Source organism: Anaerotignum sp., assembly GCF_031981185.1.
Taxonomy (GTDB): Bacteria; Bacillota; Clostridia; order Lachnospirales; family Anaerotignaceae; genus Chakrabartyella.
The window spans coordinates 53,488-66,375 of sequence record NZ_DALYUL010000018.1; the positions used below are offsets into that span (position 1 = coordinate 53,488).

General features: G+C 39.3%; 13 protein-coding genes. 2 read left to right on the forward strand and 11 right to left on the reverse strand.

Annotated elements, in window-relative coordinates; genetic code table 11:
- Window positions 1-261: 261 nt before the first annotated feature.
- Window positions 262-1,554, reverse strand: a complete 1,293-nt coding sequence (locus RTK36_RS11215) for an alkaline ceramidase (RefSeq protein WP_312047247.1) — start codon at window positions 1,552-1,554, stop codon at window positions 262-264.
- Between the two features lie 340 nt (window positions 1,555-1,894).
- Between RTK36_RS11215 and RTK36_RS11220 the strand changes: the two genes are divergently transcribed.
- Together RTK36_RS11220 and RTK36_RS11225 are read left to right on the forward strand one after the other, a co-directional pair.
- Window positions 1,895-2,113 (forward strand): helix-turn-helix transcriptional regulator, encoded by a 219-nt coding sequence (locus RTK36_RS11220; RefSeq protein WP_312047249.1) that lies wholly within the window; start codon window positions 1,895-1,897, stop codon window positions 2,111-2,113.
- Window positions 2,097-2,558 carry a DUF6773 family protein gene (locus RTK36_RS11225; RefSeq protein ID WP_312047252.1) on the forward strand — a complete coding sequence of 154 codons (462 nt, stop codon included), beginning with the start codon at window positions 2,097-2,099 and terminating at the stop codon, window positions 2,556-2,558. Before RTK36_RS11220 ends, RTK36_RS11225 begins: the two co-directional genes overlap by 17 nt.
- Window positions 2,559-2,801: 243 nt before the next feature.
- Here RTK36_RS11225 and RTK36_RS11230 read toward each other — a convergent pair whose 3' ends face one another.
- From RTK36_RS11230 to RTK36_RS11275, 10 genes are all read right to left on the reverse strand, one after another.
- Complete coding sequence (locus RTK36_RS11230; RefSeq protein WP_256149438.1) at window positions 2,802-3,122, reverse strand: putative heavy metal-binding protein; 321 nt, start codon at window positions 3,120-3,122, stop codon at window positions 2,802-2,804.
- Between the two features lie 32 nt (window positions 3,123-3,154).
- A complete protein-coding gene (locus tag RTK36_RS11235; RefSeq protein WP_312047254.1) occupies window positions 3,155-3,529 on the reverse strand; it encodes a YccF domain-containing protein in 375 nt (124 codons plus the stop codon).
- Complete coding sequence (locus RTK36_RS11240; protein WP_312047256.1) at window positions 3,526-4,242, reverse strand: DUF2161 domain-containing phosphodiesterase; 717 nt, start codon at window positions 4,240-4,242, stop codon at window positions 3,526-3,528. The genes RTK36_RS11235 and RTK36_RS11240 overlap by 4 nt, the downstream gene beginning before the upstream one ends.
- A 2-nt stretch (window positions 4,243-4,244) precedes the next feature.
- Window positions 4,245-5,489, reverse strand: coding sequence for an aminopeptidase P family protein (locus RTK36_RS11245; RefSeq protein ID WP_312047273.1), 1,245 nt, complete (start codon window positions 5,487-5,489; stop codon window positions 4,245-4,247).
- A gap of 253 nt (window positions 5,490-5,742) precedes the next feature.
- Window positions 5,743-6,909, reverse strand: coding sequence for an alanyl-tRNA editing protein (locus tag RTK36_RS11250; protein ID WP_256149435.1), 1,167 nt, complete (start codon window positions 6,907-6,909; stop codon window positions 5,743-5,745).
- A gap of 223 nt (window positions 6,910-7,132) precedes the next feature.
- A complete protein-coding gene (locus tag RTK36_RS11255; RefSeq protein ID WP_256149433.1) occupies window positions 7,133-7,972 on the reverse strand; it encodes a DegV family protein in 840 nt (279 codons plus the stop codon).
- 234 nt (window positions 7,973-8,206) lie between these two features.
- A complete protein-coding gene (locus tag RTK36_RS11260; protein ID WP_312047259.1) occupies window positions 8,207-8,764 on the reverse strand; it encodes a hypothetical protein in 558 nt (185 codons plus the stop codon).
- Between the two features lie 312 nt (window positions 8,765-9,076).
- Window positions 9,077-9,685, reverse strand: coding sequence for a ribosome biogenesis GTP-binding protein YihA/YsxC (gene yihA, locus RTK36_RS11265; protein ID WP_312047262.1), 609 nt, complete (start codon window positions 9,683-9,685; stop codon window positions 9,077-9,079).
- Window positions 9,676-12,018 (reverse strand): endopeptidase La, encoded by a 2,343-nt coding sequence (lon, locus tag RTK36_RS11270; protein ID WP_312047265.1) that lies wholly within the window; start codon window positions 12,016-12,018, stop codon window positions 9,676-9,678. Before lon ends, yihA begins: the two co-directional genes overlap by 10 nt.
- Window positions 12,019-12,524: 506 nt before the next feature.
- On the reverse strand, window positions 12,525-12,888 hold a 364-nt coding region (locus tag RTK36_RS11275; protein ID WP_312047268.1), incomplete at its 5' end, for a S16 family serine protease.

Consider the following 12,888-nt stretch of genomic DNA (forward strand, 5'->3'; position numbering starts at 1 on the left):
TAAAAGAGAATGGACAATGAACAGAGCGAACTCTAACGAGCTTAGAGGGCTTCTCTCTGTTTGCGCCCTTTTGCGGAGCAAAAGACCGAGAAGTCCGTGACTTCGAGGTTCTACGCTTTTAAAAGAGAATGGACAATGAACAGAGCGAACTCTAACGAGCTTAGAGGGCTTCTCCGTTTACCGCCTCTTTTATGGAGTGAAAGATGAATTTAAAAAGGCGCAGTTTCAGTGATTACTGCGCCCTCTTTTCATATGCTAAGTCTATCGTGGAGCATTCTCCACTGCCCCTTTAATCAACAAAGTGCATGCATTTCGATTAAACGGAAATACGCGGTTAAAATAGATATAATAAATCAGCATAGACCAATAAACCTCATATCCACCTTTGTCGTATTCCTCCTCGGTAGGGAAATAACCTGTACAACCATTGGTATAGCCACCAAAATAAAAAAATTCATTTCCTGTCAATGCTTGGGCCCGCAAAGCAAATTCACACATAATTTCATTTGCTACACCGCACAAACAACCATTTCCAAGGGAAAAATAGTGAATTTCAATGGTTTCTTTTTGGGTCTTAATACCACTTCTGTGCAATCTTAAAACCTCTGCTAACCACAAGGTGCCATCAATCCCTGCAAACTGTTCCGCCTCTTTGGCAATTTCCATGGCTCGTTCATAGGGAAGCATATCTGCAGATAAATCAAGCCTCGAAGTGCACATTCCCAACCGTTTGAAAGGAAGGGGTTCAATGTTATCAATTATTGTTAAAACCTGCTTCAATACTTCGTGAGCCATCAGGCCCATTGACTGCTCAGACCGAATAAAGCGCTGGTCCCCAGCATCCGGAGGGGTCAATGTGGAGGTAAAATATTTCGGTGCCACATTTCCTGATGCACCTTGGGTTACCATCACAGGGCATCCAAATCTTTGCCGTAAGGTATCTCGAACAGCACCAAAATAATCGGGAGATATGAGATAATTATCTGCCTTTAAAACATTTGCATGAGCCGTTAATCGCAAAAGCAATAATCTTAACTCACCACTTTTGGGATCCACTGCCTTAAAAATGCCAATTCTTCGATCCAAAGCGTTGTTATCCAATCTACGGTTTAAGCCAATATCCCCATAAGCATTCCCCCATGCCCCGTGAATGGGCGAAAGCTTCTTTAATGCTGAATTAACGGCTTCTTTTATTTGCCTGTCCACAAACATTGCATATTTGTTCTCAATGGTATCATTGGGCGCCGAATGGGTGTGGGAAAAACAAAGCATTACCTTTTCTTTCTCTACACCTAACGTTTTACCAATTGCTCTTCGTAAATTGTTACAATGATCCTTAGAAAAACCGATATGGTCAATGGCAATCAAGCAACATGTCTCTTTCCCATATTTCCACAGGGAAACCTGCCCTAAAAGCCTGCCCAAAACTCCTCTGGATTCCTCATCTTCACGACCAAAACTAATGGTCTGCACAGGTTTTTCTGGTGTAATATCCGCTTCCTCATATGCAAAAGAAACTGTATCATCTGTTTCATGTAATCTTTGATTTTTCATTGTACCTTACTCCTTTATTCTCATTAAGATAATAACCCTTTTCAGCTGGTAAATCGAAAATTCTTCTTAATAATAAAAGTGCAAAGTCATTTTAAATATCTACTCCATGCAAAAAATGTCTAAAATAACTTTGCATGGAGAAAATACAATGGTCAGCCTCATTCTAATCCCTACCTTTCTTTATTATTCTTATTTTAACATAATTTCTGCAAAATAAAAGTCTTTTTACACTAATATCGTCCCTCTCTACTAAACAAAAATTATAATTTATATTAATTTGTGTCGCATATACTTGACATTAAGTAAATTTTGTTTTAATATATGTCACAGAGGTGATGATATGGGAAGAAATATTTCAATTAAGGTTGCTCGAGCTCAGCTAGATATGACACAAAAACAGCTTGCAGAAAAAGTAGATATTTCAAGGCAGACAATGAATGCCATTGAACAGGGGGAATATAACCCTACCATAAAATTATGCAGAGCAATCTGTAAGGTTCTTGGCAAAACTTTAGATGAACTTTTTGGAGAGGATGATAACCATGAAACTACAAAATAATAACTTAGATGAAATGCAAGAAAAAAAACTTCTGCAAATAGAACATACAGGGTGCTGGCTGGCTTTTTGGGGACTTCTTGTCGCAATCTTAGTGCAAATACTTATATTCGATGAAGATGTTATTCGCTCTGTCGCCGGAGAATGGATTATTCTATTTTGTCTTTCCCTTTATATGTCCATCAGTAGTATGAAAAGCGGAATTTGGGATAGACGACTAAAGCCTACCTTAAAATACAATACAAATATAAGCCTTATTTCAGGCTTGGTTTGTGCCTTGATCTTTTCCATTTCCTCTTATATAAAATACCACGTTTTAATGGGTTCCATAGCAACAGGCATCTTTATGTTTATCTTCATATTTGCCGTCACCTTTTTCACTTTAAGTTTATCTGTAAAGATGTATCATAAAAGGATTCGTAAAATGGAAACCGACTGTGAAGATTAATTACGAGTTTCATGAACAGAAAAAGCGTATATAACTAAAGTTATCTCCACTTACGATTATCAGAAACAATCAAACACCATTTACAATCTTTTAGAGTTCCTAAGATAATCAATTTTAGATATAAAAAGCCCGTATACCCTGAAATTATTTTCAAGATATACGGGCTTCTTCTAACTATTAGACAGATATCAAGCTGGCTCATTTCTCAATTCAACGTAGAAAATCTGCATTGAACTATATTCATTATTTGCAAACCACTGCTGTACCTGAAACACTAACCATCAGCATCCCATTATCAGCTCCTAAAACCTCATAATCAACGTCCACGCCCACAATGGCATTGGCTCCCATGGCGTTGGCTCTTTTCATCATCTCTGCAATGGCTTGCTCCCTTGCATTGATTAATTCGTCCTCATAAGTACCGGATCTTCCGCCAAAAAAATTGCTCAAACCAGCAACCATATCCTTCACGAAGTTTACCCCTGCAACGACCTCGCCAAAAACAATGCCCTGATAAGATATAATTTCTTTGCCTTCAATACTATTTGTTGTTGTAATAATCATTTTATTATCCCTCTCTTTTTCTCTTTTTTATTTTAGTAAATCACCCTATGCATTCGTGCCCCAAAGGGCATTAATGCAAGCCCTGCAAATTTAAAATGCTGAATGCCAAAGGGAATCCCAATTATGGTTACACAGCATAAAACGCCTAATGCCAAAGAACCTATGGCCAACTCAAGGCCACACAACAAAATCCAAATTACATTTAAAAACACTGAGCCTGAGTTTAAATTACCGTAATAAATTTCAGTTCCAAAAGGCCAAATCACCATTTCTGCAAATTTAAAGCACTGCAACCCAATGGGTATTCCTATGATTGTGATACAGCAAACTATTCCCGCTAGGAACCAACCAAGTGCACTAAGAAGTCCACCAAATATCAGCCAAAGAATATTCCCCAATACGCTCATTGTCCTTTTTCCTCTCTATAAAATACTCTATAATAATCAACGACCTTTTCATAATCCAGTGATGATAGAACTTCATATCCCGCCTTTGTAAGCCCATATACACCCTTTTCAATTCTTTCAAACCATTGATAGGCATTGCTCCTAAGATTAGAAGCATACTTATCGTCCTTTCCCAATTCTCTTAGGGCTTTTATTGAAATCTGCCCAAAAGCCTCTATCATACAACAAAGCTCAATGGCTCTTTCCCGATAAGCAGTCATAATTTTTTTCCGTGTCATGCCACCCACATTTTCAGCCACATGACGATTCTCCAACTCAGCCATGAGACGCTCCTGCTTCTTTCGGTTTTTCCGAATCATGCTGTCCGCTGGTTCTAAAATTACATCAACTGTTTGCATTGGGCTGTCCAGTGCAACCGTTATCAGCCCAAGCTCCAACCGTTTTAAAAGCCTCAGCATGTCTTTCCATGCGCGTTCTCTTTGCCCCTTCTGTGGTCTAGGAATGGCCACAAAGACTTCATCCGTCAGACTCTGCCGCTCTAAAGCCTGGTAAACTAACTTTAAGTTAAAACTTTTTTTCAACTCTATAATCACGGTTTTCCCTTCCTTTACTGCGGCAATATCGCAATGCTTTACTTCCGCCTGCACCTGAAAACCTTGATTCTCCAAAAAAAAACGAATGGGCCCATATAAATCTGTTTCCTTTATGCTCATGCCTATCTTCCTTTAGCCATAAATGCTTCAATATCCGCCACGGTTCTGATTAAATCTTTCGTCATAACTTCACAACCATCTTCTGTAACCAAAACATCATCCTCAATACGAATACCGATTTCCCATTCTTCAATGTATAACCCCGGTTCCACAGTCAGCACCATGCCTGCCTGTAGATTTCTGTCCATATACCGGCCAATATCGTGGGTTTCCGCTCCTAAATAATGACTTACCCCATGGTAATAGTATTTCGCTACATCTTCCATGGTCTCTACCAATCCAATTCTTTTGAGCTCCTCAAGATAATGCTCTTTTAAAACCTCATTTAGCCGTGGAAAAGGCACTCCAGGGCGAATGGTTTCAATTACTTTTTGATGCCCTGCCAAGACAATATTGTAAACCTCTTTTTGTCTTTCAGTAAATTTTCCATTCACAGGGAAGGTGCGGGTTATGTCTCCGTTATACCAATCCACCTGAGCACCCGCATCCAATAAAATCAAATCACCATCCTTGGTTTTTTGATTGTTTGCAACATAATGGAGGATGGTGCCTCTTTTTCCTGCCGCTGCAATGGTTTGAAAAGCCTTTTGCTGCACACCTCTTTTGGTTAGCACAAAATCGTAATAGGCCTCAATTTCATACTCCATCATCCCAGCACGGGCATGCTCCATCATTGCAAGAAACCCCTCTTGGGTAATTGCCATTGCCTGACGCATACGTTCCAATTCCCAATCTTCTTTGATAAGACGTAAATCACTGAAAATCGGATAAAGATTTCCTAGGGTCACAGCAGGATATTGTTCCCGTAATTCCTTGGCAAAGGAAAGCCCAGTGCTAGGCAAAGCATTCCAATCTCTATTTTCTAAGTCCAGATAAACTGTATTGATGTTATGCTTAAAAATAAACTCTGCAAAATCCTTCCGAAAGCTGTCGATAAACCCAATATCTTCTATTTCTGATTTATCTCTGGCTTCCTCAACCGTTATATTTGCCCCCACCCATTTCGCCAAAATACCGTTATCTCTGGGGATGTATAAGGTAGTTGTTACGCCTGTAGTTGTCTTTGCCAGAAAGAATACACAGTTTTCCCGTTCTATTCCTGTAACATAATAAAAATTTCTGTCCGGGGAAAAAGGGTACTGCTCATCACCTCGCTTGTAGGGTGCCTGCCCTGCAAAAACAATTGCAACACTGTTTTCTGTTAACCGCTCTATTAATTTATCTCTATTCTTTTGAGAGCTTACCATTTGAAACACCAAGCCTTTCTCCTTTATTTTATCACAATTTATTATTTCAGCTTCTAAGAAAACCAGTTAAAAACCGAAAGATTTCATTAATTTTATTCTTTATCGCACTTTAAAGAATTTCACCCACCAATGGGCAGGAATCCTTTATTATATTACCCAAAATCAATATCCCATTCCGACTTTTATATCTTGTAAGATTTTTATTTTCATACAATTGGGCAATTCTAATTATGAAATCAACTATCAAAAGAAACTATTTTGCAAAATAAAAACCCAATGCTTGTAAAAAAGATAAGATTTTCTCTCTTTCTCCCATTAATTTACCCTGAACCCCTCCATCTTTGCCACCGCCCTTACAATCAAAGGAGGTTTTCAATTCCTCTACAATTTTTTTGGCATCCATTTTTCGACTTACCAGTACAAAAGCAAATCCATCCTCAGAAGGTGTCATAACAATAGCCCTGCCATGGTTTTTTTCCACTGCTAAATCAGCCAGTGATGTCATGTCTTTTCCACTTAGCCCATCCTCTACCATCAATATAGAATCTGCATCCATTGGCAACTTTTCAATTCGGTGCAGAAATACCTGCCATTTCCACTTTTTCAATTCTTGAATAAATCCATCTTTTTCTGATAAAAGCTTTTGTACCCCAACGCCGATTTTCTCCTCTTGAACAGAAAGTGCTCTGCCTACCTCTTTGGAAGCCTGTTGAATTTTCTGAAAATAAGCCAAGCCTCTTTGTCCGCAAAGCAGTTCCAATCGGGTTCCACCCTTATAATTCTGAGCCCCAACAATTTTAATAATCCCTATCTCTCCCGCTAACCTTACATGGGTTCCACAGCAAGCACAACAGTCAAATTCTCCTGCTTTGACAATACGAACCTCACCTGCCAGCTCAATCTTACTGCGGTAAGCTAAGCCTTCCAGCTCTTCTTTCTCAGGATACGTTATCTCAATGGGTGTATTTTCCCAGATAGCTTGATTTGCCCTCTCCTCCAGCCAATTTAAGTCCTCCAAAGGGATTTGGGCATTAAAATCAATGGTGATTTCCTCTCGCCCCATATGAAAACCAACATTATCACAATGATATTTTTTGCAGATAATGCCCGATAAAATATGTTCTCCGGAATGGTTCTGCATCAAATCAAAACGGTGTGCCCAGTCAATCTTTCCCTCTACTTCAATCCCAACAGTCAAGGGTGCTTCCGTATAATGAATAACTTCTCCATGCTTCTCATGTACATCAAATACGGTAACTCCGCCCAAGGTTCCTTTATCCCCAGGTTGCCCTCCTCCTTCGGGATAAAATAACGTCTGATTTAAAACAATATGATAGCCTTCTTTGCTTTTTTCACAAGAAAGCACAGTCCCCTTAAATTCGGTGTTATACCCATTCTGATAATATAATTTTTCAGTCATTTTTTTGCCTCCTGTCATACTTTACCACAGTATATCACGCTTTTATCCTCAAGAAAAGGCTAGTCATTCTCCTGGATTCTTTCATACAGATGTTTGTCAGTTAAAGCAATCACCTTCAATTTCCTTAGTGCTCCTCGTCTATTTACAGAGCAGGCAGTTTTCTCTTGGTACAAAAAAAGCAGGTCTGTTCCTTGGAACAATTCCTGCTTTTCATTATGGGTAATTATTTTTTAATAATAAATCCTATGGCAACTGTACCCGGCCCCGAATACGTGCCTACCACCGGGCCTATAAAGCCGTCAAGAGAATTAGATATATCGTAGTCCTCGGCAAAACAATCCTTTAAAACAGTCAAATTTTCTTCCGCAGCACCATGGCAAAACATAATGGGATAATTCTCATCTACACCATGGGTCATTGCAAGCTCTTTCATCATGGTAATCATTTTTTTCTTACCTTTTGCTTTTGCAGAATTGATTACCAGACCGTTTTCTACCGTTAAGATTGGATGCAAATTCAGCATTGTGCCCACAACTGCAGCGGCACCGGATAATCGTCCCCCTTTTCTAATATATTTCAGGGTTTCTATTGCGGCATAAATTCTGGCTCTTCCGGACAATTCACTGATTTCTTTCGATAATTCCTCTGCCGTTGCTCCCGCCTTTGCCCTCTTTGCCGCTATTTCAACCAAAAGCCCCAAAGAACTGCATACTTGATTGGTGTCAATAATCCATATTCTATCACTACCAATGGTTGACTTGGCAATATTGGCTGACTGCACAGTACCACTCAACTTACTGCCGATTAATATACAAACAACGTCGTTGCCATTATCTAAAGCTGTTTGAAAGGCCTCTTCAAAGGAATGGGGGGTAGGCTGGGCTGTTGTGGGAATTTCAGGATTTGTACGTAGATGATGATAAAATTCCTCTGCTGTGAGGTTTTCGCCATCAATAAATGTTTCTTCTCCAAAATGAACCGTTAAGGGAACACATATAACACCAATTTCCTCTAATCTCTTATGAGGTAAATCACAAGTACTATCCGTAATAATCTGTACCATATTTCTCCTCCTTTATAAAACGTTATAAAACGTAAATAGCATAAATGAATATGTTTTCTTCATATTAATTATAATAGTTTTTAAAACCGCGTCAACTGTTTTTTAATAATGAATCAGGGGATATTTGGGAATAAGTAATTGCCTTGCCAATATAAATCCTTCTTCTGGAAAACAATGAAGATAAAGAAGCCCTAGAACGTTTTCATTCTAGGGCCAAGCAAAACAGCAGTTTTTTTATTCAATTATTTCTTCTATCATTTCTGCTTTCTTTTCTTCTTCATCAATTTCTTCATTCCTTCTTTTTAGTAAGTAAACACCACAAAGCAGCATAGCTACTGCTACAATAATTCGACCTGTATTGCGATTCATTCGCCATGCCAAATCCCATAAAAACCCGTTGAAAAAAGGATCTAACAGGTTCATAAAGATTTGAGCCAACATGCATAAGCTCCATAGAATGAAGGCTATTGCAATAATTTTTTTATTTCTTTTCAAAAACTCATCCGCATTTGCCATGTCAGAATCTTGAAAAAAGAAATAACGGTCCTTTTCCTCTAAAAACTCGTCTTCCGGCATACTCCGCAGGTTGTGGGTATGAAAAAAACTAAAAAACCAAACTACTGGTGCAACTGCCCAAAGAAACTCTACTCCCGTCCAACCACCAATGGCTCCCACTCCAAAAAACAGAATCATTAAACTGATTCCCTGTTTGTAAAGACCCATATACATTTCACCTGCTCCCGGCACTAGAGAACAGCAAAAAGTAAAGAAAGGACTTTTCTTGTTTTTCATTATAAATACCTCCAAATAATTATTTATGATTTCTTTTATTTAATCATAGTATAACGCCTTCTTCTTTGTATTTTTTTTACACTTTATTAAGATTCTATAAATCTTCATAAAAAAGCTCTTATTTTTAAGTAAGTGCCGCTAAATACTATAGCCAAAACCTAAAATTTTGCTCATAATCGATTGAAACCCGCATATCAATGCGGGTTTCAACAAAACTTATATTATATTCTTATATGGATCAGACTCCCACTTACACAATTTTAAATAGAAAAAGTGCAGTTCTTATGATCTATCCACGCTTTCATATCTAACTTATAAGGGGGTACTTTCTGGCTCATTCTCCAGAAATTTTTCAATTACTGCCCAGAGCTCATCGACTCCCGTTTTTTTCTCCCCCGAAAAAGGTATTAATACATCCTCAGGGCCTAGATTCAATGCCTTGCGAATAACCGATAACTGCTTTGGAATCTGGCTGCGATTCAACTTATCCGATTTGGTCGCCGCAATAATGATGTCATAACCGTAATGCTTCAACCATTCATACATCATTACATCATTTTTGCCTGGTTCATGGCGCAGATCCAGTAAAAGAATAATGGCCCCAAGTTCTTCACGTTTGCCCAAATATTCCTCAATCATTTTGCCCCATTTTTCAATTTCCGTTTTAGGTGCTTTGGCATAACCATACCCGGGTAAATCCACAATATACATTTGCCCGTTCACATCATAAAAATTGATTGTTCTTGTCTTGCCCGGATTGGAACTGGTTCTCGCCAACGCTCTACGGCCTAGCATGGCATTAATCAGGGTAGACTTCCCCACATTTGATTTGCCGGCAAAGGCAATTTCTAACCTGCCATCCACAGGATAGTGAGAAAAATTCGTTCCGATTGCCGCCAAAGAAGTTTCTTTTACTTCCATATCTCCGCTCCCTTCACCAACGCAACCTTTAATACATCTTCCATGGTTTTGGCCAAAATGAACTCAATGCCATCTTTAATTTCGTCATTGATTTCTGTCAAGTCCTTTTCGTTTTCCCAAGGAAGAATCACCGTCTTTATGCCTACCTTCTTTGCAGCAAGTACCTTTTCTTGCAGCCCACCAATGGGAAGCACTCTGCCTCGAATGGTAACCTCTCCCGTCATAGCAACATCATGATGCACTTCCTCTTTGGTTAAAGCAGAAAGAATGGCTGTAGCCATGGTAATACCCGCAGAAGGACCATCCTTTGGCGTTGCCCCTTCGGGGATATGTATATGAATGTCATTCTTTTTATAAAAATCAGGTGCCAGTCCAAATGTTATGGCTTGTGCGCGGATATAGCTGATAGCGGCTTCCGCCGATTCCATCATTACCTTTCCAACATTTCCAGTAAGCTTAAATTTTCCTTCCCCTTCCATGGCATTCACCTCAATGGAAAGAGTGGTTCCTCCCGCCGCTGTCCATGCTAAACCACGAACAATACCAACCTGCGGCTTTGTGTATATTTTATCTTTTCCGTATTTTCTTTTTCCAAGGATACTTTCCAAGGTTTTGGCAGAAACAGTTACACTTTTCACTTCGCCTGATAAAATCTTCTTTACTGTTTTTCTGCAAATTTCACCGATTACTCTCTCCAGCTGTCTCACCCCAGCCTCCCTGGTGTAGCCATCGATGATATTTTCTAAGGCATCATCCTTAAATTTGATCTGTCCTGGGGTTAATCCGTTCCGCTTGCACTGCTTTTCAATGAAGTGCTCCTTTGCAATATGCAATTTCTCCTGAGAGGTATAGCTCCCCAGAGATATGACTTCCATTCTATCCAAAAGTGGTCGGGGAATGCTATCCAAACTATTAGCAGTACACATAAAAAGAACTTTTGAAAGATCATAAGGCAATTCAATGAAGTGATCACGGAAAGTGCTATTTTGTTCACCATCCAACACCTCTAGCAATGCCGCCGCAGGATCTCCGTTATGAGAAACACCCAGCTTATCAATTTCATCCAAAAGCATCAGTGGATTAATTGTACCAGCTTGCTTCATGGCGTTGATAATTCGACCGGGCATTGCCCCTATATAGGTTTTTCTGTGCCCTCTAATTTCCGCCTCATCCTTTATACCGCCAAGAGACATTCTGATGTACTTACGATCTGATGCTCTGGCAACAGAACGAGCAATGGAAGTTTTTCCGATCCCCGGAGGTCCAACCAGGCAAAGAATTGTAGGCCTTTCCTCAGGAACATTTTTTCTCACTGCCAAATACTCCAAAATTCGTTCCTTTACTTTTTCCAACCCATAATGGTCTTCATTTAAAATTCGCTCAGCCTCAGCCAAATCAAAACTCTCTTGGGTTGTTTCTATCCAAGGCAGGCTCAATAGCGTTTCGATATAATTTCTGGACACATTAGATTCGGGAGATGTAACAGGAATTCGCAGCATTCTAGTAATTTCTTTTTCAATTGCTGTTCTTACAATCTCAGGGGGATTCTTTTCCTCCAGTTGCTTGCGGTATTTATCAGCATCGGCGCCGACTCCGTCCTTATCTCCTAATTCTTCTTGGATTACCTTCATTTCTTCCCGAAGATAATATTCTCTCTGGTTTTGCTCAATACGTGATTTTGTTTTACTCTCTATTTCTTTCTTAATTGTTAAAATATCTTTTTCATTCTGCATAATCTCCAATACTGTTTCCAACCGTTCCATGGGATTAAGCATTTCAAGAATTTTTTGCTTACGCTCATAGGAAATTTCAAGCCCTGCCGCAATCAAATCTGCCAGCTTGCCTGGCTTGGAAGCAGCTTCTACACTGCTCAGAAGGTCTGTGGCGGTACTATTGGGCACATACTTCGTATATTCCTCATAATTTTGAATTGCCACACGCATATATGCCTTTAAATAGTCATCAGGCTCATCTGGCAAATCCTGTTCCAATGGTGTAATTTCTGCATAATCAGAAGAAGTTTTTGTCCAAATACTTTCTAGGCGTCCCCTTTCCTTCCCCTCTACAATAACATGCGTCATATTACCGGGAAGCTTAAGCACCTGTTTTATTATGCATACGGTACCAATTGTATATAAATCCTCTTGTTCCGGATTGGGTGTTTGAGGGTTAATTTGTGTAGCTAAAAACACTTGACCACCATTCTTTTCTGCCTCAGCAACGGAATCTAAAGACCGGGTTCTGCTGACAGGAAAGCTAATTGCCATATGGGGGAAAACTGTCAATCCACGTAACGCAATAATCGGTATTTTAATTGTCTCTTTTTTCTCCATTCTTTCACCTCTGTTTTCTAACCTTATCTAGGGTATATTGCATTTAAAGATAAGCGGAAATCCAAATAAAAATATAAGTCCTTCATTTCTTTTAATCTTAAAAATGAAAAACTTTCTAATCCAAATTTATGAACGTATACGAAAACATTTTTGTTCTCTTTATATTCCAAATGTCCCCAAATACATATCGTTCCCAACGGAAACTTTCAAATATAAAAATATTCTTTTTTATGACCGTTGTTCCAAACAAAAACCATCTTGATAAACGGATACAAATGCACGGCAATATTCCTTCTTTTCATTCACCACTTAAAGGAATATATATGATTAGACATAACTTCTTTTCTTCCAATTTATCTATAGGTACCCACTCCTATTTAGAAATAGGTACCCATTGAAATCCAATTGCAACAGACCGCTTAAATTCGAGTTTCTCCGCTAAAACTTTACATATTATACCCTAAATTATCGCTTCGGTCAAATAACCAAGTGACTTTTCCCCAAACTTACCATGAATTCCCCTCTTGCGCAGTCAAAATTCCGCTTTCATCCACATACCCGTTGTTTTCCCCTTTTCGGAATATCTTTTCTAAAAGCTCATCCACATTTTCTAAAGGCTCCACGGAGATGCTTAACTTTGAAAAAGCATCTCTCCAATTTTCCTTTGGAATAAAGGCTCTTTGTACGCCTGCCTCCTCCGCTGCAGCAAGTTTATCTGAAACACCACCAACGGGCAAAACTTGTCCTCTCAGCCCAATCTCGCCTGTCAGCGCGATCTCCCCATCTACCGGAGCGCCAGTAAAAGCAGAATACACGGCTAAGAACATAGCAACACCCGCCGAGGGGCCATCAACGGGAGTTCCTCCCGGA

What these genes read in the sequence shown, in the direction of transcription:
- RTK36_RS11215 (WP_312047247.1), bottom strand. Translation starts at nt 1,554, where the DNA reads ATGAAAAATCAAAGATTACATGAAACAGATGATACAGTTTCTTTTGCA.
- RTK36_RS11220 (WP_312047249.1), top strand. Translation starts at nt 1,895, where the DNA reads ATGGGAAGAAATATTTCAATTAAGGTTGCTCGAGCTCAGCTAGATATG.
- RTK36_RS11225 (WP_312047252.1), top strand. Translation starts at nt 2,097, where the DNA reads ATGAAACTACAAAATAATAACTTAGATGAAATGCAAGAAAAAAAACTT.
- RTK36_RS11230 (WP_256149438.1), bottom strand. Translation starts at nt 3,122, where the DNA reads ATGATTATTACAACAACAAATAGTATTGAAGGCAAAGAAATTATATCT.
- RTK36_RS11235 (WP_312047254.1), bottom strand. Translation starts at nt 3,529, where the DNA reads ATGAGCGTATTGGGGAATATTCTTTGGCTGATATTTGGTGGACTTCTT.
- RTK36_RS11240 (WP_312047256.1), bottom strand. Translation starts at nt 4,242, where the DNA reads ATGAGCATAAAGGAAACAGATTTATATGGGCCCATTCGTTTTTTTTTG.
- RTK36_RS11245 (WP_312047273.1), bottom strand. Translation starts at nt 5,489, where the DNA reads ATGGTAAGCTCTCAAAAGAATAGAGATAAATTAATAGAGCGGTTAACA.
- RTK36_RS11250 (WP_256149435.1), bottom strand. Translation starts at nt 6,909, where the DNA reads ATGACTGAAAAATTATATTATCAGAATGGGTATAACACCGAATTTAAG.
- RTK36_RS11255 (WP_256149433.1), bottom strand. Translation starts at nt 7,972, where the DNA reads ATGGTACAGATTATTACGGATAGTACTTGTGATTTACCTCATAAGAGA.
- RTK36_RS11260 (WP_312047259.1), bottom strand. Translation starts at nt 8,764, where the DNA reads ATGAAAAACAAGAAAAGTCCTTTCTTTACTTTTTGCTGTTCTCTAGTG.
- yihA (WP_312047262.1), bottom strand. Translation starts at nt 9,685, where the DNA reads ATGGAAGTAAAAGAAACTTCTTTGGCGGCAATCGGAACGAATTTTTCT.
- lon (WP_312047265.1), bottom strand. Translation starts at nt 12,018, where the DNA reads ATGGAGAAAAAAGAGACAATTAAAATACCGATTATTGCGTTACGTGGA.